Origin of the sequence: Sphingobacterium paucimobilis HER1398 (assembly GCF_000416985.1) — a bacterium.
In the GTDB taxonomy this organism is placed as follows: domain Bacteria; phylum Bacteroidota; class Bacteroidia; order Sphingobacteriales; family Sphingobacteriaceae; genus Sphingobacterium; species Sphingobacterium paucimobilis.
The window spans coordinates 67174-88742 of record NZ_ATDL01000012.1 but is presented as its reverse complement, the minus strand read 5'-3'; the positions used below and the strand labels follow the sequence as shown (position 1 = coordinate 88742).

The window sequence follows — 21569 nt, the reverse complement described above, 5'->3', positions numbered from 1 at the left end:
TTTTGTTTTAAATAGATGCAGCTTGGTTAAAGTTTTTGTTTAGCTAGTTCTTTGCCATTGAAAAAACGTTAGAAATGGAATTAATATCCTGATTTTGTTATTTAATCGGTGTTCTTTATTTCATTATTTTGTGCGATGGTTGATGGAATGAAAAAATGGAATAGGATTGAGTGTATTCTTTTTTACGTTAATTTATTTGACTTTATTTAAAAGTTTTCTTTAATTCGTTGCCAACTGGCCAATTGTTTATACCATGGTTACGCTTTCTATAGAAGAGGAAAAAATGCTTTTAGTGACTTTACAGCTGGGAGATGTGAAGGCATTTGACCGTATTTATGAAGCATATGGTAGACTCATGGCACGAAAATTACACCAATTGGTTCGTATCCCTGAGCAGGTGGAGGAGATACATCAGGACGTATTTACTGCGTTATGGGTTCAACGTGAAAGTCTTGAAGGGGTACAGTCCCTGAAAGCCTATCTGTTTACGATTGTAAGGCACAAAGTGATCGATTTTTATCGGAAGGCGTCGAGAGATAAAGCTTTACAGGAGGAGTTGGTTCATTGGGCATCTTTTTCATACGAACATATCGAAGCAGTGTTAGAAGATAAAGAAAATGCAGCGTTATTGGAATCACTTGTTGCACAACTACCCCCACAACGTCAAAAGGTATTCCGTATGATCAAAATAGAAGGTAAATCTTATGCTGAAGCTGCTGCATATTTTGAGGTTTCTATGTCAACGATAAAGGATCACATGGCACGATCTTCAGAGTTTTTCAAGCAACAATTACAAGGCAAATATTCTCATCTTTTATACCTCTTGTTGATCAGCCTGTATCTTAAATAATAATTTTCATTTTTTTTTTCTTTCAGAGCCGAGAGTTTTCCAATTCGTTACGACTACACTATAAACGAATTATAAATTGGAGAACAAAAGTACTTTATTTGAACGTTACCTAAGCGGTGATATCAGTCGTGAAGAGTTGCAGCGTTTGTTGTCATTCTTTGAAGAAGAAACGAACGGAGAAACTGAACTTGATGATCGTATAAGACAAGTATTAGACGATAGGGATTCAGATAGCACAGATCCGGACTATATTTCTTCCATGTTGGAGCGTAACGCGACTAAACTGAATGCAGTAGTCAGACAGGAGGAAAAAGAAGTGAAAAAGGTGTATCGGTTATCTCAACAGCAGTGGTTGCGTATAGCTGCGGTCTTTTTATGCGTGTTGGTCGGTTTAGGTTATTGGAGGTTTTATGACTCTTCTTCCGATTTATCGGTCGCGACGGCTGTAGATATTGCTCCTGGGACTGATCGAGCTGTATTGATTCTGGATGACGATCGTACGATTGTGTTGGATAGTAGTGCATTGGGGATTGTCAATAAGGAGGATGTGGTACAGTACGCCGATGGGACTTTGTTGGCTGCTGTTGGTAATTCGGAACGCCTGATTCTGCGTACGCCAAAAGGGGGGCAGTTTAGAGTAAGTTTGCCAGATGGTACGCAGGCTTGGCTGAATGCAGATTCTGAGATCAGCTATCCCGTGGTATTCGATAATAAAGAACGTAAGCTGTCCGTACGGGGAGAAGTATATTTAGAAGTCGCTAAGGAAAGAAATAGACCTTTCATTGTGGAAAGCGATAATCAAAGAATCGAAGTGCTGGGTACTCATTTTAATGTCAATGCTTACCGAGATAACGGGCGAGTGATAACGACATTGAGCGAGGGAAGTGTACGCGTGACACATGCACAGACAGGTGAGGAGTTGGTGTTGAAGCCTGGGGATCAGGTTCAGATTGCACCTCAGGGAAGGATGAAGGTACAGCAAGTGGATATCACGGAGATTGTTTCTTGGAAAGAAGGCCTGTATGTTGTACATGATCAAGAATTAGGGTTGTTTGCCAAACAACTCGAACGTTGGTACGATGTTGATGTCGATATGTCAACATTTAATAGACAGAAGCTGTCGGCTGTCATCCCGCGGGATGCGACATTGGCTACAGTGTTGGATGCGATAGCATTAAAGACAGATGTACAGTTTCGTATAGAAGGAAGGAGGGTGACTGCTGTAAAGAAATAAAATAGAAACTTGTTCTTGGCAGTTTAGAACTGTCGCGGTGCTGAAGACACCGCGGACAGTGTGTCGGAACAAAAGCGGAGCATAATCCATTTTTATTAACCGAATAATACAAACTTAAACATTCCGGAAGTATGGCGCAAGCTTCTTTTTGTGTTTCATAAACAGGGAGATAGTCTGTATTGTTCACTTATGAATATGTTATAAACCATGAACAATAAAGGACTATGTAAAAACAGATTTTTAATAGCTAAGTATGTTTATTACATGAAGTTAACCTTATTTTTATTTTTAATGTCATTGATGGCGGCTTTTGCAGAAGCAAATGCACAGCGCATAAATCTGACAGTAAAAAAAATGCCACTAAAAAAAGTGCTCGTCGAGCTGAGCAGGCAAAGTGGATATACCTTTGTCTATGGTGATGCAGAGGTCGATAGAGTAAATCCAGTGAGCGTTTCTCTAAAAGATCAGACTCTGATTCAGACATTAGATGAACTATTGGGACCTAGATCGTTGACCTATCATATCAAGGGCAAATCTATCGCTATTGAGGTTGTCGGAAAAGAAGCGGATAGAAACGATCATATAGGGGCTCCTCGCTCGGCTGTACAAAAGGAGATAGAGATCAAAGGGCTGGTGGTAGACGAGAATAAAAATGCCTTATTTGGTGTGAGTGTTCGAGAAGAAGGAACGAGCAATGCTGTTTTGACCGATAGAGCTGGTGCTTATATCATCAAAATTGCATCGGATAAGTCTGGAGGCAAATTGAGCTATAGCTATCTGGGTATGAAGGCCCAGGTGATAGAGATAAATAAGCGTACTAAAATTGATGTCATTATGACCACCTTGGAAAATAGAATCAATGAGGTGGTTGTCACGGGGTATGGTGACATTAATTGGGATCTTTACACGGGGTCAGCTAAAGTGCTTAAGACGGAGGATATTGCCGGACGTCCCGTTGGCTCATTTGAAAATGCCCTCGGTGGACTAGTGCCCGGCTTGGCGGTGTCTAGCTCGGGTCAACCGGGAGATATAGCAGAAGTTCGGCTCCGTGGTTTCGGATCTATGAGTTCTTCAAGTCAACCGTTGTATGTGATTGATGGAGTAGTGTTTGATCAAGACAATACGACTGGTCATAGTGGTGCAGTATCCAGTCCTATGGCGACTCTGAACCCTTCAGACATAGCCAGTGTGACTATTCTCAAAGACGCTGCCTCAGCTTCGCTGTATGGATCTCAAGGTGCTAATGGCGTAATCGTGATTACGACTAAACAAGGGACAGCTGCGGATCGCATAAGGTACAATGTCGCTGTACAAGGAGGGGTATCGAATATATTTTCAGCGGTCAAGCCTGAGTTTGTTACATCAGAGCAGTACATGGAATTGTGGACAGAAGGGCAACTTCATCAACTGGTACAGCAGCAAGAAGGGAATTTTAAAGAGAATCTAGATAATCTCTACCATAATAAATTGGGATTCTTCCTTGGAGGGAAAAACTTCTATCAATGGGAGAAGATGGCTCGTCAAGCATTTAATAATTACTACGCTATCCCACAGCCTGATGGTACTACACAGTATTATGACTATTGGGGAGCCGATAGGGATAAATTGCCCCATACGGATTGGTACGACGAGATCACACGGACAGCTCGATTTCAGCAATATGATTTCTCGATGTCCGGAGGTAGTTCTAGTCTTAAATATTTTCTTTCATTAGGTTATTTGGATCAACAGGGGATCATTCTTAACAGTGCGTTGCAACGCTATTCTATGCGGTTCAATCTGAGTGCTGATGATCGTAAGAAATTAATAAATTGGGGTTTGAATAGTACGATCAGTGCTACAGACCAAAGTGGCCCATTAACTGCTGGAACATCGTACAATATGCCTCACTATGCGGCCTTGTTATTGCCTTCTGTTGTGCCGGCTTATCTTTCTGATGGATCTTATAACTTTAGCTTTCCAAATAATTTACTTAACGGTAGCCATAATCCTATTGCCAGTGCCTATGACAATATTCGTGAAAGGCCGCAATTCAGTCTTTTGACCTCGGGTTGGGTAAGGGTGAATATTAAGCCTTGGTTGGATTTTAAAAGTGATATTTCCCAATACTACATCACGGGACGTCGCATAGATTATTTCGGTAGAGAGTTCGGCTCGGGATACGGAGCCAATGGGGATTTGACCAACTACAATTCGAGAAGGATAAAGTTGACCAATAAGAATACGCTTAACTTTAACTATACAATCAATAATAGACATCGTTTTAATGCTTTAGCAGCATTTGAACTTGTTGATTTCAAGCAAGAGTGGACTTCGGTTTCTGCGGTGAACTTTATGAATGATGATAAACCGGTCTTGTCAACAGGAGCGGAACTGTCTGGCTGGGCTGGAAGTGGCTATGATTATTCTCAAGTATCCATTGTGTCTAAGTTGGACTACTCGTATCGATACAGATATTTTATAGGAGGATCGTTTAGGCAAGATCATTCTTCTCGATTTTCGCCAGAACACCGTATGGGCAACTTTTGGTCCATCTCCGGAGCTTATCGAATTACGAACGAGCCATGGGCATTCATCAAGACCATAACTCCCATCTTCAACAACATTAAATTCAAAGCGAGTTATGGTTATAACGGTACGCTTCCTACAAGCTATTACAGCTGGCGTAGCTTGTTTAATGGAGCTGGAAGATACAATTCGGAGCATGCATTGTCCCAAACATACCGAGGTACGTATGATCTGAGTTGGGAAAAGAATAAAATCTACAATGTAGGGGTGGATTTAGGGATGTTTAAGGATAAAGTGAAAATAACTGCAGAATACTATCAGCGTAAGTCTTCAGATCTCCTTCAGGACGTGCTGGTGTCTAAAGTGTCCGGTTATAATTCCATCTTAATGAATACTTCCGCAGGGATTGTCAATCGTGGATTCGAAATGGATGTCGAGGCTCGTTTGATTGATAAGCAAATCAAATGGAATACCAAGCTCAATCTTGCTACACTGAACTCAAAGTATTATGGATTGGAGCAGGATATTATAGGTACACATATCCAGCGCAATGGAGAGAGTGTCAGTTCTTGGTATATGAGTGAGTTTGCTGGTATCAATAGACATACAGGACAGCTTCTTTATTATGCTTATGATAACTTGGGCAATAAGATTATTGCAAACAATGATTACCCCTCATCGCGTCGTGTACTTGGAAAAGGTATTCCTACAGCTACAGGGGGATTTAGTAATTTCTTGAATTATCAAGGATGGGAACTGTCGGCATTAATGACATTTGGCTGGGGACATCAGGTTTTTGACGGAAGAAAGAGTTCGAGAACGGGTATTGATGGTCAATCTATGGATTACAATGCAGATATCTCCCAACTCGATCGATGGACACCGGATAATCCTTATGCCACGAGTCGGATTCGCATTAATGGACAACTGTCGCCTGGTGGATCTTCTAGACACTTGTACAAGGGAGACTATTTGAAATTGAAGAATATAAAGTTGTCTTATGCTTTTGCGCCCAGCACATTTAGAAAGCTTGGAATCAGCAATCTGTCGCTGTATAGCCAGGTAGAAAACCTATGGGTCGCTACGGCTTTGAAAGGATATGATCCGGATCTTCAAATGGATGGTTTTGTGGTGCCTGCGAAGTATCCCACTGCTACAACAACTACAGTAGGACTAAATATGAATTTTTAAATATATAGAGCCATAAATCATGAAATATATTATTACATATAGCTTATTGTGTCTCTTTCTATGGTCAACATCTTCATGCACGAAATTCTTGGACAAAGAATCGTATACAGATCATGACGAAGATATACTGACTAAACCAGAAGGAATACATGCATTGTTGAATGGAATCTATGACTCTTTTACGAAAGATGCGTACTATGGCCGAAATATGTATGCCTATGAGGGTGCAAAAGGAATGGATTTCTTTGTTCGGTTGTCCAGTGGCAATTCCTTCGAAAGAGAGAACAGGTATTCTGAATCTACCAGTGCGAGCGGTGCAGGACCTGGTATGTGGATAACAATTTACGGTGCAATTCGTACCGCAACTACACTTGTTGAAAATATAGACAAAACGGAGGGGCTAAGCCTAGAAGAAAAAGAGACCATACTGGGGGAGGCTACTGCTTTGCGGGCGTTGGCTTACTTTGATCTGATGCGACTGTTTGCCTATCCTCCTCGTTTCTCGGTTCCTGGAGGTTCAGAATATGGGGAACAGTTTTCTTGGGGCGTACCTCTTGTCGAGAATATGGATATGGTCAATAATATCTATAAACATGAGGTGCGCAGAAAGACTGCTTTGGAGACCTATACCTATATCGAAAATGAGTTTATAAAAGCAAAGGACTTGCTGAAAAACAAAGCTGCAATTGGTGGACGTATCAATTACGTGGCTACCTGTACGTTGTTAAGTCGAGTGTATATGTACATGAATAAGTGGGATGACGTTATTGAAATGGGAGAGGAAGCTTTGCGTGTGGGACAGTCTAGTTTTAATTTGATCCCCTATAACAGTTATAAGACGACCTATTATAAGCCTTTCAATTCGGAGAATATTTGGGAATTGACTTATAGCCTGACGGATCATATAGGAAGTAATTCTTTGAATTCGCTGGTACGTAAGCCTACTTATAACAACCCTGGCGCACCCAATGATGGACAGGTCTCTCAGAATTTAGGATATGCAGCGTATGGTTTGATGCCGGCCACGGTGAGCTTTTTGAAAAATACGGTCAATGGGATAGAGGATGTTCGGGGATACCTTGTTTGCGATTTGGGAATTGCAAATAAGGATTATAAGGGATACCGAAAATATGTAGGTGAATCATACCATTCGGTATACAATCTGCCAGTGGTAAGATTGCCTGAAATATACCTGAATTTGGCCGAGGCTTATTTGAATAAGGATGATATCAGTAATGCGCAATCTTATTACAACTTGATACGTACAGCTCGAGTTCAAGATACTGATTTTAAGACTTCGGATGTGGATCAATGTAAACGATTAGTTTATGAAGAAAGACGTCGGGAATTGATGCTGGAAGGCCATACTTTCTGGGATTATTTCAGACGCGGTGAAACGTTAAAACGGCCTGAGCTGTTGGAAAATGCCAATAAAATAACCATTGCTTTCGGTTACGGAACAAAGACTAATGCTCGCGCGCAGGTGATCTATCCTATACCCTTGAATGAGTTGGAAGCTAATCCTGCAATTCGTGATCAGCAAACCGTGGGCTATGAAAGCTACGATGATGTATATAATAGAATCGATTAAAAACCAGTTTATGAAATGATTAAGACTTATCTGTTACGTGTTTGCTGCAATGAACAGCGTGTGTACAAGACAAGTCTATAGCTTCATCACAATAAAAAATAAACAGATGAAAAATAATATTTTTTACTTCGTTATCCTCTTTTTGTGTGGATGTACTTTGCTGTCTTGTAAAAAAGAAACTATTAATATAGAGGAGGTACAGCTTGATAATATAGAGTTAAACTTTAACAAATCAGGACAGTCTACTTTGCTGGAAATTCCTGTGAACGAAAAAAGTAATGGATGGCATGTATACTCCCCTTCACAAGATACGTGGTTAACACATGAGATCGTCCCTGGACGCTCATCAATGTATGTGTATGTAGATGGTAATAATACGGACCAGTCTCGTTCTTCCTATATCGTGATCAGTAGTGGGAATTACACTCAAAAGATTATCGTAACGCAAGATAAAGAAGGTGGCGTGGATCTATCCCAAACGTATGTGCCAGTACGTTACCTCAACTCTTCTGCGCAGGTTACTATTACAAACTTTGAAGATCTTACAGATATAGCCGTGACACAGGAGGAAGGAACCGCAAGTTGGTTGTCCATATTGACAGAGGGAGATAAAATAAATTTAAATGTAAAAATAAATGAGTTGACTACCGCAAAGCAAGCGCTAATCACGGTTACCGCAAAGCGTCGTGTATCGGGAGAGTCGGTTACGTCATTTATTAATCTTTATCAGGGGAAAGGTGGTATGACACCTTATATTATCGAGATACCTGATTTTACAGCTTCCAGTGTATACAAGGTGATGGATGGTAATAAGCAAGTCGCCCAAATTACAAAGGAATTTTTGAGGGGGGTAGACAAGGTCAATGCACAAGCTGTCGTGGTATATCCGGTGGAAAATGATGTCGTTTATATCAATAAAGGATATGTAGCACAGGTTGTCCTGGAGAATAAAGATCTGAAAGATCTGACCTATAATTATGCGGCACCAACAGGTGCGGTACACGGTGGAACAGTTTCCTTTAATATCGGTGGGAATACCATATCCGGCTACGTGGCAGGTAGTGAAGCTACTCCAGTGACAACCATATATATGCCTGGTGATGTGGGGATGGGAACCGATGTGATTCCTGACAGTAAGCAGACTACGGTAGTACCACATGTGATAGAGGATGTTCGGAATAGTGAAACACAAATCTATCCCATTGTCAAAATCGGCACTCAGTATTGGATGGGCAAGAACTTGAATACGATGTATTACAATCAGAACAAAAATTTCCAAGGTATACCTACCAATCTAAACAGTAGTTTTATGAATCCTAATTATCATATCAACGGGTACAACAATGGTGCTTCGACTGCGGCTGGGGCTATTACAAACCGGGAACGGTTTGGTTTCCTTTATGCGTATTTGGCGATAGGTGGATTTAATACGGTAGCGGAAGCTGGTTTAGTAAATGAAGATGATGTCATAGCGGACAATATTTCGCCTGAGGGCTGGCTGGTGCCGACGGTACAGGAAGCGACCAAACTACGGGATTATCTATCGAGATTGTCTCGGTTGCGAAATTTTGTAATGTATGACGAGAATACATCTATTGGCTTTACACCTGATCAAGATGATAACATTACTGGATTTAACGCACCGAACGGAAGTTATAAAAGTGGAAATACAGCATGGGCAGCTTTTGGAAATGCGAATGGTGCTTGGTACTTGACACGATCATTTAAGGATGTGAACAATAATAAGCTATTCCATATGAATGGTATTCAGTCTTCTCAAGCGATGTATAGAAACTCGAGCATACGCAGTTTGAATGCAGGCGCTATAAAGATAACAGATAGCGATAGTTAAGTTTCGCAAGCAGACGCTATTTTTCCATAGCGTCTGCTTATCTTATGGATCAAAGAAATGTTAAAGAGCGTGTGTGTTAAAATAGTATATCTTATGCAAAAGAAAATTAGAGTAGGGAATGTTCGTGTCGCTATGCTTAAGCTGTTTATGATCGTTTTTATCGGTCTTTGGAGCGGTTGTAAGTCGTCTGAAACACCTGAACCTCCTATACCGCCTCCATCCAAAATACCGAAGGACGGTGTCTTCCTGAAACGCGGTGAGGGCTCTTTTACCTATAAAGGGTATGAACCTTTGTCCAATAAGCCAATCACCGTCTATTACTATATTCCTACGACAGGAAATATAGATAATATGCCTGTTTTATTTTCTATGCATGGTGCGGAAAGAGACGGAACAATACAACGGAATGCATGGAAGTACCTAGCGGAAGCTAACGGGTTTGTAGTCATTGCACCGCAGTATGCTAAAGCTTATTACAGTGAGAACGAATATCAGTTTGGTGGGGTGTTTACCAATACAAGTTTTACGATAGCTAACGCACCAGATAAATGGACCTATCAAACAATAGAAGCGCTGTTTGACTACTATAAAAAGGAAACAGATAGTAAAGCGATTTCTTATCATATGTTTGGTCATTCGGCAGGAGGGCAATTTGTGCATCGGTTTTTATTAGCAATGCCAGACGCTCGCGTCGATAAGGCTGTCGCAGCGAATCCTGGTGGGTGGACATTTCCTTACTTGAATGGAATTACGGGTACAGACAATAAGACCTACGGTTGGCCCAATGCCGTGTATGGGAGCCCTATGAGCGATGAAAATTACCTTAAGAAATACTTTGCTAAGAAACTCTATATACAATTGGGACAATTGGATATAGACGAGAATGATTCAAGCCTTCCAAGGGATGCTCCTGCCAATGCTCAGGGAAAACATCGCCTGGATCGAGGTCGTTTTTTTTATGAAGAGAGCTTACGTATAGCGGGAGAAATGCAGGCTCCCATAGCTTTTCAGAAAGCTGAAGTGGTAGACGGAACACACTCGTCTCTAAGGATGGTATATGGCGGAGTAGTTTCTAATGCGGCAGATATCACAAAGTTAGGTCCTAATGCCGCTTTTAATCTGCTTTTTAATTGAAAAATATAAGATTAAATGAGCACTGGATGTTTTTTGCATTGATGCTCATCAACGATTGAAAGATAATAAAATGAAAAATAAAGTTTTTTTGACCAGTTTATTGCTGCTGGTATTTATGGGAACGGCAGTATTTGCTCAAAAAGGAAAAGATAATCCATTTAAGCGTGGAGGTGGGGTGATAGAGTATAGTGGCTATGCACCTTTGAGCGATAAACCGATTTCATTATTTTATTATATTCCCTCGAGGGGAAATATAAAGAAGATGAAGGTTCTTTTCTCTATGCACGGCGCAGAGCGGAGTGGCTTGGTACAGCGGGGAGTATGGCGGAATCTTGCAGAGGAGCACGGATTTATTGTCTTAGCTCCTCAGTTTGTCCATAAGAATGGTTATTTAGAGAATGATTATCAATTTGGAGGAGTCTCTGAGACAGCTAAGGAGTTTGTCCTTAAGCCAGAAGAGAAATGGACTTATCAAATGATTGAACACCTTTTTGATTACTTTAAAGAATGTACAGGGAGTACAGCGGCTACGTATGATATGTTTGGACACTCTGCTGGCGGGCAATTTGTACATCGTTATCTGTTGATGATGCCGCATGCGCGGGTAGGTGTTGCGGTAGCTGGAAATCCTGGAAACTATACCTATCCGATGGCGGAGGATTTGATCTCACCTAATGGATTGTCAGCAGATCCTTCAGGTTGGCCTTTTTCTTTTAAAAATACGCCATTTGCTACAGACGATCGGTTAAAAGCTTTCTTTAAGCGAAATCTTGTAATTCTTGTAGGAACCAATGATACGGAATTGATGAAAGAAGGGACACCTGAGAATGCGGTAGCTTTGCTCCAAGGCAAACATCGCCATGAAAGAGGATGGAATTATTTCATTATGGGGCAGAATCTGGCAAAAGCCAAAGGATTTGAGTTTAACTGGAAGATACAAGATGTTCCTGAAGCGGGACACAGTAGTTCACATTTGGTATACGGACAACCTAATGTAAGGAATTGGCGTATCGATGGGGGAGAACGGGTGTACAACAATAAGGATCTAACTAATAAAGGAGCTTACAAAATTATATTCGAACCTTAGGCAACAGGGCAATTGTCATTAGAGGCCATAGGAGCAATGTTGCGCCTATGGCCTTTTTTATATTTACCTTTTGCTGTGCATGCGTTGGTAAGCTTTTGGACTTTGGTGATACTTTTGTGAAAACACTTTTGTAAAATAGCCTGGTGACGAAAATCCACATTGAAATGCTATCTCGGAGATTGTTAAAGGAGTAAGGAGTAAATTCATTGCCTTTTTTAGTCTCAGATTAAGTAGGTAATCCGCAGGAGATGTTTCAAAGGCTTCGTTGAAGCGATTGTAAAAATGTACTCTAGAAAGGTTGAACCTCTTTGCAAGATCACTTATGGTAAATGTATTGTCTGCTATATGTTCTTCCATGACTCGTTTCACTTCTTTTACGAATGGCCGATAATTTTCTCTTTCATTACTGTTTTCTATCAGTTGTATATCTTTCGGTCCGAAATGCTGTAGTTTATAGATCAGTCGACGTCGTTGTGTTAAAACGTTATTTGTCGCTTTGTGTAGCAATTGTATGCTGGTGCTTTTGTGTATAAAAAGATCACATCCGGTATCGTAGGCTTCTTCTTGAGCTGCATCATTGGTGCTAAACATGATAAATGGAATGTTATTATACTCAGAGCTGTCTTGCAGTACTTTCAGGAAATTCGTGTACGGAGTCTGATTTATAACATATTCACCTATGATGACTTCAACAGCATAGGTCTTCAAGAGGTCTTTAGCTTCATGAAAAGAATGTGCTGGCAGTACGTTGTAGCTGTTGTGAAATGTATCGTAGATTAAAGCCTGCCAGTCGGGGTCGTTGTCGATATATATAAGACTGGGTTTTTCGCGGAGAAAGTTCTCCCTCACTGTGGGGGTTGTTAGCTGTGCGAGATAGGGATCAGCTTCATTATCATTGACCAGCTCGTCTTTTAGTTCGAGTTGGGAAAATGCAATGTCGAAAGTGATAAAATTATGATCAAAATCGAAATTGATCTCTCCCAAGTGCTGTTTTATAACATCTTGAAAGAAGGAGATGCTGACGCCTAGACGTAACTCTTCTTGGAGTTTGGATCTGTCAAGCGCAGAAGAACTAAACGGTCCAGCGATGGCCTGGAAGCTTATTCTTCGTTCATTGATCGTATTGGATAGTTTGAATCGGAGGGACCCTTCTTCAGGCATGTTCTTTATCAAAAACTCAATGAAATTAAATAATGCCCGTTCCATCCATACTTTGCTGATCAGGATATGGTTATGATCCATATGATTTTCCACCTTGAAGTTTATCCTTTTTTCAACGAGTAAACTGTTCAAGCTATACAAGGCATTACGGAGTAATTCCCCGAAGTCAGTCTCCTCTACATGCAGATTTTCATTTTTATGGATGTTTTCCAGATTCTTTATGTCCTGGAAAATATTGTGAAGCCTGTTTGTCGTGTTTTGTAGATTATTGATATTACGGGTCTGTTCAATACTGTAACTATATCCTTTTTTATTTAGGTCTTTGAGGAGCGCATTTTGTAGAGCGAGCGGATTGCTTAGGCTATAGGTGAGGTTTTTAAAGAGATTTTGTTTTTCTCTAAAGTTGTCACTGAGTTCGCTGTACAGATTTTCCAGTTTTTCGTTTTGTGCACTTATCGTCTCATTATTTTTTGAGATAGTGGCTTTTGACGTTTTTAGATTCCTTAGTATGTATAGGATCAGTCCCAGCGCTATAATAGAAAATATAAGTAGGACTAAGAAAAAGTTTGATTTGATGGATTCTAATTTGTTGATTCCTTTTAGTTTATTCAAAATAATCTGTTGCCTGTCTATATCTGCATATTGGTCGCTGACTTTTTTTTCCAGATCATTCAATAAATGAACATTTTGGCTATCGATAATCATCGTGCCCAGGTCTATATTCCGTTGATATTCCTGCTTTGTTAATATCGCCATAGCGGTACGGATAGTTTCTTTACCTCCTGTGGGGTAGTGTATGGTGGCAAAGAGGGATTTGTTGATGACATGATTCAGTCCGTTTTTCGGTCCATATAGCCCATCTACTCCTATTATACGCGGTTTGTTGGCCAATTGTAGGGAATCTAGATACTGACTGCATGCAAATGCCATAGGATCATTGAAGCAAAAAATATAGTCCGCCTGTTCAATCGTGTGTCGATCTAGATTTCGTAAGGCTGTCGGCGCTGATTCTGGTTGCCAATTTCCTACAAGACGAATGAGGTTGTCGTTTGATATATATTCTTTCAAACCATCAGTGAATCCTTTTTCACGCTCTATAGATGCTGATGAATTCGTGAGTCCTGTTATGTATATAACCTTGCCTCTTAGGTTATTGTCTGTGTTATCTTGTGTAATGACTAATGATGCAAGTTTACCAACCTGGTAGTTGTTAGCACCTACATAGGAGTTGTAGTGTTCGGTTGAAGTCTTGCGATCTACTACGATAACCGGGACTCCCTGTCTATAGGTGCGATCCACAACAGGTGCCAATGGTTCTGATTCATTGGGACTCACGATTAATAAATCTATTGGCTTCTGCAAGATATGCTCGATCTGTTGGATCTGTTTTGCACTACTGCCATCTGCATCGTAAAGGGTAAAGTCAACATGGGGATAAAAAGACAGTTCCCTTTGCATTTCCTCCAGCATCTCTTTCCGCCAGGCATCATCAAGCACACACTGTGAGAAAACTATATGGTAGGATTGATTCTTTTTAGAATCTGTACATCCTATTAAAAGAAAAAAACTAAAAAGTGAAAGACGACAAATCCAGTTGAGGTTCATTCGATTGGTATTTATGTAAACTCGAAAGTACAAAATTGTAATATAAAATTATATCGATGTTTTTTAATAGTCTATCTTTTAGGTTTTTATATTTTTTGTATAGAGTTGACAAAACTGCTAGTTATAGTTTCAGTATTGCTGTTCTTTGATGGTATTCTCTTCTAATTTTGGTATGACAATTATAAACATCAAATGCCAGATGTTTTTACAATCATAATAGTATAAACTATGTATTCGTGCTGTCTGGCTGTGTTATGAAGAATAAAATGACCTATTATGATGAATAATAATCTGTTTGTTTTTGTCCTGATGGTCTTAATACTATAAATAATTATATGAACAACAAAATCAATTTTTGGACCTTTATTATTGCCCTTGGTGGATTCTTATTCGGTTTTGATACTGCAGTGATTTCAGGAGGGGAAAAGGACATCCAGCATTTTTGGGATTTAAGTTCCCAACAACATGGCTTCACCATGTCTATAGCTTTGATCGGCACGGTGCTTGGAGCATTGATAGGCGGAGTGCCCTCGGATAGATTCGGACGTAAAAACACCTTATACATTGTTGCCGTCTTGTATCTTGTATCGTCATTGTTGACAGCCTTTGCCCAATCTTGGCCTTTGTTTATGGTGTTTCGGTTTTTGGGTGGTGTCGGGGTCGGTATCTCTTCGATTGTCGGACCGATTTACATTTCAGAGCTAGCTCCAGCGGATAAGCGGGGCAAGTTGGTCGGTATGTTTCAGTTCAATATTGTGTTGGGTATAGTGTGTGCTTATGTGAGCAATTATTTTCTCGCTGGTATGGGAGAAGAGGCTTGGCGTTGGATGTTGGGAGTAATGGCTGTTCCTGCATTGTTGTTTTTGATCTTGATTCCACTATTGCCCGAAAGTCCGAGATGGCTTTGGCTTAAAACTGGTGACGACGCGAGGGTAAAAGGCATATTAAAGATGGTAAGTGAGGTCAGTTATGAGTCTGATTTTGTACGCATTAAAGAGCAATCCAGCAGTAAGCAGACTGGCACAGAGGCTTTATTTCAGAAGAAGTATGCACGGCCTATTATTCTCGCTGTTCTATTTGCCTGTTTTAATCAATTGGCTGGTATAAATGCAATTATATACTACGCACCTCGTGTTTTTGAGCTTGCTGGATTAGGAGCAGAGAGTTCCTTGTTGTCTACGATAGGTATAGGTACGGTCAACTTTATTTTCACTTTGCTTGCTATTAATGTAATTGATAAATACGGTCGTAAGAAGCTTATGCTAATAGGCAGTCTAGGGTTGATAGCGACGCTTTTTTTAGTTTCTTTATCATTCTTTGCTTTAGCAAATGGCGATAATGGTATTTTAGCGAACGGTAATATCATCGTCATGTTGTTGATGCTCTTTATCGCATTTTTCGCCTTCTCCCAAGGGGCGGTGATTTGGGTGTTTATATCCGAGATATTTCCAAATGAAGTGCGAGCAAAAGGACAAACATTAGGAAGTCTGACACATTGGGTATTGGCAGCAGTGATAACATTTGCATTCCCTATTTTGACGGAGCGTATAGGTGGAGGATATACCTTTATGATTTTTGCAGTATGTATGGTGTTCCAATTGATATATACATTGAAATTGATGCCTGAAACAAAAGGAATGAGTTTGGAACGTATTCAGATGGACAAAGATTAGTATGGATAAAAAAGTGTTGTGTATCGGAGAGGTATTATGGGATATGATACCTTCAGGAAGGATGATAGGTGGAGCGCCATTTAATGTAGCGTATCACCTAAATAGATTAAATGTATCGGTAAGTATGTTGAGCCGCATTGGCAATGATGAAGATGGGCACGAAATTTTGGCGTTCTTGAAACGATACGAAATGGATACCTCGCAGGTTCAGATTGACCATGAAAAAGCGACTTCTCGAGTCAATGTTTATTACGATGATACCAATTCGGTGAAGTATGATATTGTTTTTCCGACAGCATGGGATTTTATCGATATCCCTCAGGAAGATAGCACATGGCGAGATGTCGATTACTTAGTTTTTGGGAGTCTAGTATTTAGAAATATTGTATCGAGGGATACTGTGATGTATTTTTTGAAGAATACCACAGCGACGAGAGTATTTGATGTCAATCTCCGTAAGCCCTATTATTCAAAGTATCTGCTATTCGATATACTGCCTTATGTTGATGTCTTGAAATTAAATGAAGAGGAATTGCTGTTGATCTCAGACTGGGCCGGGATAGGAAATATCGATATTGATGCTCAGCTCAACAGCCTGATGGATCTTTTTGATATCAAGGAAACGATATTGACTTTAGGCGAAAAAGGAGCGTTGTATAAAGCTAAGGATACGTTAGATCATGTGTTTCGAGAAGCTAAATCTGTTGAGGTAGTAGATACGATAGGGAGTGGTGATTCCTTTTTAGCAGGTTTTCTGACACGTAGGATATCAGGGGATAGCATAGCGAGTTCCATGGATTATGCTATTGCGTTAGCAGGTCTGGTATCGAGTAAAAAAGGGGGCTGTCCCGACTATAGTTGCGATGAAATTGGTAATTAGTAAAGTTATAACATAAATTGATGATGAAAAGGAAAAGTATAAAAGTAGCTGCGCTGTTATTATTGGCCACACTTCGATTGAGTGCACAGACCGATAATCCCGAGAAATTCAGACCTGTATATCATTTTACGCCCGAACAGCATTGGATGAATGATCCCAATGGCATGGTGTATCACGAAGGTTTGTATCATCTCTTCTATCAACATAATCCCAATAGTTCGAAATGGGGTCCTATGCACTGGGGACATGCAGTGAGCAAGGATCTTGTTGATTGGGAGCATCGAGAAATAGCGCTATATCCGGACTCACTAGGAACTATCTTTTCGGGAAGTGCTATTATAGACAAAGACAATGTAGCCGGGTTTGGAAAGAATGCTATGATCGCTTTTTATACCTCCAACTATGAAACACAGGAAGACGGAAAACGTAAGCGTTTCCAAACGCAAAGCTTGGCTTACAGTACCGATAACGGACGCACTTGGGCAAAGTATGCGAATAACCCCGTACTTGACAACCCTGGAATTAAAGCGTTCAGAGATCCGAAGGTTATCTGGCACGAGGCTAGTAAAACCTGGATAATGAGTATAACAGAAGGACAGAAAATAGGTTTTTATGGTTCCAAAGATCTAAAAAAATGGGATAAGCTGAGTGATTTTGGAGAAGGTTATGGTGCGCATGGCGGAGTCTGGGAATGCCCAGATTTAATTAGCATGAAATCGGGAACAAAAGATGTGTGGGTGCTCATTGTTAGTGTTAACCCAGGAGGACCTAACGGCGGCAGTGGAACTCAGTATTTTCTAGGTGATTTTGATGGAACGACTTTTAAGCCTCATGATAAGGAAACACGATGGCTGGATTGGGGTACAGACAATTATGCGGGGGTAACTTGGAGTAATGTCGGAAATAAACACTTATTTATAGGATGGATGAGCAATTGGTTGTATGCCAATGCGGTGCCAACTGAAAAATGGAGAAGTGCAATGACTACGGTGCGGGATTTAAAAATTGTTGAGGTACAGGGTAAAAACTATCTGACAAGCTTCCCTATAGCAGGTTATCAAAAAAATCTAAAGGCAGAAGCAAATCGTTTAAGGTCTACTCATAGTCTAGATATCAAAGGATTTAATAACGCCTTGAAATTGAGCTTCAAGGGAGTTGACCTAAGTGAGGATTTTAGGGTAGTCTTTGAAAATTCAATTGGCGAGGCTTTGAGCCTACACTACAGTAAGAAATCTGGGTATTTTGCGCTGAATAGATCGGAAGGTGGGTTGATTAGCTTTCATAAAGACTTTGCGAAAAAGATGTTGGCTGAAAGTCCAATAGGTGACGGCAGGTGTAACCTGGATATCTATCTGGATAAAACTTCTGCAGAAGTCTTTGTGAATGAAGGATTGGTCACCATTACCTCTGTATTTTTCAATGAGGCTGATTTTGATAGCGTGAAGACTAGCTTTTCTATCAATCCAGGAAATATGAATCTTTATCGATATGTAAAGTAATCAATTTTTAGTCTTCCTCTTTATCCTGATTCCATAAGGATAAGGAGGAAGACGTTATAATTTTAAATGCCTGTATTATGATAAAAATTAAAAAGCATTTTATGCCTACAGGACACCTATTGCGTAGTCCTAAGGGAGGCTCCTCTATTAAGTCATCGAAGAATCGCTCCTTTAGCAAGGGGATATTTCTTCCTCTTTTGATGGTCTTGGGAAATCACACATATGCTGCCAATACCTTTTGGAAAGCATACGAAGCTCCCATTGAACATAACCCTGTAACGCAAAAAAAGATAAAAATCAGTGGTAAAGTACTGCGGGAGGTTGACAAATCGCCTCTAACCGGAGTAAGTATTACGGTCAAGAGTTCAGGGCAAAGCTTGGGTGCTACAACTATAGACGGTACATTTAAGGTGGAGATAGAAATTGGGACTGTTCTGGTCTTTAAATCTGTCGGATATCTTCCTAAGGAGATCAAGGTGTCAACAGAGCAGTTTTTGACACTTGATATGGAAGAAGACCTACAGACTATAGAAGATGTCGTTGTGACAGGTTACAAATCAGAGCGTAAGAAAGATATAACAGGCGCTGTGCATGTCGTAGACATGAAAGATTTGAATCAACAATCGACTGGAAACGCAATGAAATCTCTTCAGGGCAAAGTTCCTGGTGTGTATATTACATCCAATGGTTCTCCACGCGGGGCGGCGACCGTAAGGATCAGAGGGATCGGAACCTTAAATGATAACAATCCACTATATATCATAGATGGTGTCCCTTCAAAAGTCGGGTTGCATAGTATAAATCAACTCGACATCGAAAGCATGCAGGTGCTGAAAGATGCCAGTGCGGCAAGTATCTATGGATCAAGAGCCGCTAATGGGGTCATTATCATCACTACCAAGAGGGGAAAGAAGGGCGTTACTCAAGTTGATGCTAATTCTTATGTGGCAGCTTCTAAGTACACGAGTAAAATGAAAATGCTCAATACACAAGAATATGCGGAGACGTTGTTTAAAGCACAGACTTCGAATGGGGCCGATCCTAACGCCTTAAACCTCCCTTTTCAGTTTACTTATCACAAAGAGGGAACAAATTACGTTTTAGATAATCTGCAGATAAAGGAATTTCTAGATCCCGAAGAGACGATGAGGACTGCAGATACGGATTGGTTTGATGAGATCACACAAACCGGTTTGACGCAGAATTATGATGCAAGTGTATCTCGAGGATCAGAAACCGGTTCGTCACTATTCAGCCTTGGCTATTTTGCAAATGATGGTTTGGTCAAGAAAAGTAGCTTTTCAAGGACATCTCTTCGTTTTAACTCGGATTATAATCTCCTTGATAATGCTATTAAGGTGGGAGAGAATTTTAGTATAACCTATCTTAATGAAGGAGGCTCTGTGCCTATCAATGAGTCCATACAGGCTGCGCCTATGATTCCAGTACATACGGTAGATGGAATCGGCTGGGGTGGACCTTACGGCAGTATGAATGATAGACATAATCCGGCGAGAATAATAGAAGACAATAAACAGAATAGGGATCATTATATCCGCATGTTTGGAAATGTGTTTGCAGAGATGAATGTGATCAAGCCTTTAGTGTTCCGAACCAATTTTGGTATTGACTACGGTCAAGATTATATTCGTAATTGGCAGAAGGCCTATACTTCCGGATATTTGGTAAATCCACTCAATAAAGTCAATACCCGTCAATGGCATGATCTAAAAACAACATGGTCCAATACATTAAATTTTACTAAAAAATTTGCAGATGTACACAGTTTGGACGCTTTAGTGGGCATGGAACTATTTAAGAGCAGATACTCTACTTTCTTTGGCTCCCGTGAAGACTATGTCAATGTCAACCCTGAATTTATGTACCTTGATGCTGGTACCGGTCTCAAAGATAATGGCGGGAGTGGCTTACGCTATTCTCTGCTTTCTTATTTTGGCAAGGTAAATTATGTTTTTAATGATAGGTACATGGCTTCTGTGACTATCCGACATGATGGTTCGTCGCGATTTGGTGAGAATAATAAGTTCGGAACATTCCCCGCTTTCTCGGTCGGTTGGAGAATCAGTGAAGAGGGCTTTATGAAAAAGCTTAATCTGTTCGACGAATTGAAACTGCGTTATGGATGGGGGATAACAGGTAATCAAGAAATCGATGACCATGCCATCTTTGATATATATTCGGTTAATTATAACACCACTTCCTACGATATCACTGGGGCAGGTTCTGGTACATTGCCAAGTGGTTATGTGCAGACACAGACCGGAAATCGAAATTTGAGATGGGAATCGACAACCCAATCTAATATAGGATTGGACTTTTCGCTTCGCAATCAAATGTTATTTGGTTCGATAGATTACTACATTAAGGACACGAAGGATATTTTGTTGAAGCCAGGATATCTAGCGGTATTAGGAGAAGGAGGCGGACGTTGGCTTAATGGTGCTTCCTTGCAAAATAAGGGATTAGAATTAGCACTGGGAAATAGAACCGTGGTGAATGATAAGCTGACTATAAATAGCAGCTTTAACATCGATTTCGTCAAGAACAAAGTGACAAAACTTCCTGTGGAGGTCATTAATTCGTATGGTGGTGATGCACGTATAGACCAAAATATTCTTGGAAGAACACTGGGATCTTTTTATGGTTATGTAGCCGATGGTATCTTCCAAAATGAAGATGAAGTTTCTAATCACGGGACGCAGAATGGTAAAGGTGTTGGCAGAATACGATACAAAGATTTGAATAATGACGGTATCATCAACGACTATGACCGTACCTGGATAGGAGTTCCGCTTCCGGATTTTACATATGGTTTTAACCTCGGTGTAAACTATGGTAATTTTGATTTTTCTCTGTTTTTGCAGGGGATAAGTGGAATTGATATTCATAATGAAACTAAGATATGGACAGATTTTTGGGCGGTGACTAATACCAATTCTAATAAAGGGAAAAGGCTATTAGACGCATGGTCACCTGAAAATTCGAATTCGACTATTCCGGCTGTCTCTATGTTAAATAGAAACGATGAAGGAAGAATGTCAACGTACTTGATCGAGAATGGATCCTATATGAAACTTCGGAATATGCAATTGGGGTATACGCTTCAAAAAAACCTGACAATAGGAAAGTATAGCTTAAAGTCTGTTCGTTTTTATGTAAACGGTGACAACTTGGGTATTCTTTATAAGAACAGCTCTTTTACCGGTATGGATCCAGAATCACCTGCTTTGGGATATCCCAATCCTCTAGTAATTACGGGAGGCGTTAACCTTAAATTTTAGAC

12 protein-coding genes are annotated in these 21569 nt (G+C 40.3%); 11 read left to right on the top strand and 1 reads right to left on the bottom strand.

All coding sequences use genetic code 11. The features are described 5' to 3' along the window. The first annotated feature begins 253 nt into the window (after positions 1–253). The 7 genes from M472_RS30755 to M472_RS30725 all read left to right on the top strand — a co-directional run bounded on the left by M472_RS30755 (position 254) and on the right by M472_RS30725 (position 11447). A complete protein-coding gene (locus M472_RS30755; protein WP_021069730.1) occupies positions 254–850 on the top strand; it encodes an RNA polymerase sigma factor in 597 nt (198 codons plus the stop codon). A 76-nt stretch (positions 851–926) separates the two neighbouring features. Further along, complete coding sequence (locus M472_RS30750) at positions 927–2084, top strand: FecR family protein (RefSeq protein ID WP_021069729.1); 1158 nt, start codon at positions 927–929, stop codon at positions 2082–2084. Positions 2085–2348: 264 nt separating this feature from the next. After that, on the top strand, positions 2349–5783 hold the full coding sequence (locus M472_RS30745) for a SusC/RagA family TonB-linked outer membrane protein (protein ID WP_031301538.1): 3435 nt from the start codon (positions 2349–2351) through the stop codon (positions 5781–5783). 19 nt (positions 5784–5802) lie between these two features. After that, entirely contained in the window at positions 5803–7374 is a 1572-nt protein-coding gene (locus M472_RS30740; RefSeq protein WP_021069727.1) for a RagB/SusD family nutrient uptake outer membrane protein, read from the top strand. Between the two features lie 106 nt (positions 7375–7480). Beyond that, positions 7481–9226 carry an FISUMP domain-containing protein gene (locus M472_RS30735; RefSeq protein WP_158499889.1) on the top strand — a complete coding sequence of 582 codons (1746 nt, stop codon included), beginning with the start codon at positions 7481–7483 and terminating at the stop codon, positions 9224–9226. Between the two features lie 93 nt (positions 9227–9319). After that, on the top strand, positions 9320–10360 hold the full coding sequence (locus tag M472_RS30730; RefSeq protein ID WP_021069725.1) for an alpha/beta hydrolase: 1041 nt from the start codon (positions 9320–9322) through the stop codon (positions 10358–10360). 70 nt (positions 10361–10430) lie between these two features. Then, the gene (locus tag M472_RS30725) at positions 10431–11447 is read left to right on the top strand and encodes a hypothetical protein (protein WP_021069724.1); all 1017 of its coding nucleotides are present in this window, start codon (positions 10431–10433) and stop codon (positions 11445–11447) included. 63 nt (positions 11448–11510) lie between these two features. Here M472_RS30725 and M472_RS30720 read toward each other — a convergent pair whose 3' ends face one another. After that, positions 11511–14213 carry a substrate-binding domain-containing protein gene (locus M472_RS30720; RefSeq protein WP_021069723.1) on the bottom strand — a complete coding sequence of 901 codons (2703 nt, stop codon included), beginning with the start codon at positions 14211–14213 and terminating at the stop codon, positions 11511–11513. Positions 14214–14548: 335 nt separating this feature from the next. On the opposite strand from M472_RS30720, the gene M472_RS30715 reads away from it, so the two are divergent. From M472_RS30715 to M472_RS30700, 4 genes are all read left to right on the top strand, one after another. Continuing rightward, positions 14549–15886 (top strand): sugar porter family MFS transporter, encoded by a 1338-nt coding sequence (locus M472_RS30715; RefSeq protein ID WP_021069722.1) that lies wholly within the window; start codon positions 14549–14551, stop codon positions 15884–15886. A 1-nt stretch (position 15887) separates the two neighbouring features. Further along, positions 15888–16766: a PfkB family carbohydrate kinase gene (locus M472_RS30710; protein ID WP_021069721.1), complete on the top strand. Its 879-nt coding sequence runs from the start codon at positions 15888–15890 to the stop codon at positions 16764–16766. A gap of 20 nt (positions 16767–16786) precedes the next feature. Further along, a complete protein-coding gene (locus tag M472_RS30705; protein ID WP_037458339.1) occupies positions 16787–18265 on the top strand; it encodes a glycoside hydrolase family 32 protein in 1479 nt (492 codons plus the stop codon). Positions 18266–18342: 77 nt separating this feature from the next. Next, positions 18343–21567, top strand: a complete 3225-nt coding sequence (locus M472_RS30700) for a SusC/RagA family TonB-linked outer membrane protein (protein WP_021069719.1) — start codon at positions 18343–18345, stop codon at positions 21565–21567. Positions 21568–21569 lie beyond the last annotated feature (2 nt).

What these genes read in the sequence shown, in the direction of transcription:
- M472_RS30755 (WP_021069730.1), top strand. Translation starts at nt 254, where the DNA reads ATGGTTACGCTTTCTATAGAAGAGGAAAAAATGCTTTTAGTGACTTTA.
- M472_RS30745 (WP_031301538.1), top strand. Translation starts at nt 2,349, where the DNA reads ATGAAGTTAACCTTATTTTTATTTTTAATGTCATTGATGGCGGCTTTT.
- M472_RS30740 (WP_021069727.1), top strand. Translation starts at nt 5,803, where the DNA reads ATGAAATATATTATTACATATAGCTTATTGTGTCTCTTTCTATGGTCA.
- M472_RS30735 (WP_158499889.1), top strand. Translation starts at nt 7,481, where the DNA reads ATGAAAAATAATATTTTTTACTTCGTTATCCTCTTTTTGTGTGGATGT.
- M472_RS30730 (WP_021069725.1), top strand. Translation starts at nt 9,320, where the DNA reads ATGCAAAAGAAAATTAGAGTAGGGAATGTTCGTGTCGCTATGCTTAAG.
- M472_RS30725 (WP_021069724.1), top strand. Translation starts at nt 10,431, where the DNA reads ATGAAAAATAAAGTTTTTTTGACCAGTTTATTGCTGCTGGTATTTATG.
- M472_RS30720 (WP_021069723.1), bottom strand. Translation starts at nt 14,213, where the DNA reads ATGAACCTCAACTGGATTTGTCGTCTTTCACTTTTTAGTTTTTTTCTT.
- M472_RS30715 (WP_021069722.1), top strand. Translation starts at nt 14,549, where the DNA reads ATGAACAACAAAATCAATTTTTGGACCTTTATTATTGCCCTTGGTGGA.
- M472_RS30710 (WP_021069721.1), top strand. Translation starts at nt 15,888, where the DNA reads ATGGATAAAAAAGTGTTGTGTATCGGAGAGGTATTATGGGATATGATA.
- M472_RS30705 (WP_037458339.1), top strand. Translation starts at nt 16,787, where the DNA reads ATGATGAAAAGGAAAAGTATAAAAGTAGCTGCGCTGTTATTATTGGCC.
- M472_RS30700 (WP_021069719.1), top strand. Translation starts at nt 18,343, where the DNA reads ATGATAAAAATTAAAAAGCATTTTATGCCTACAGGACACCTATTGCGT.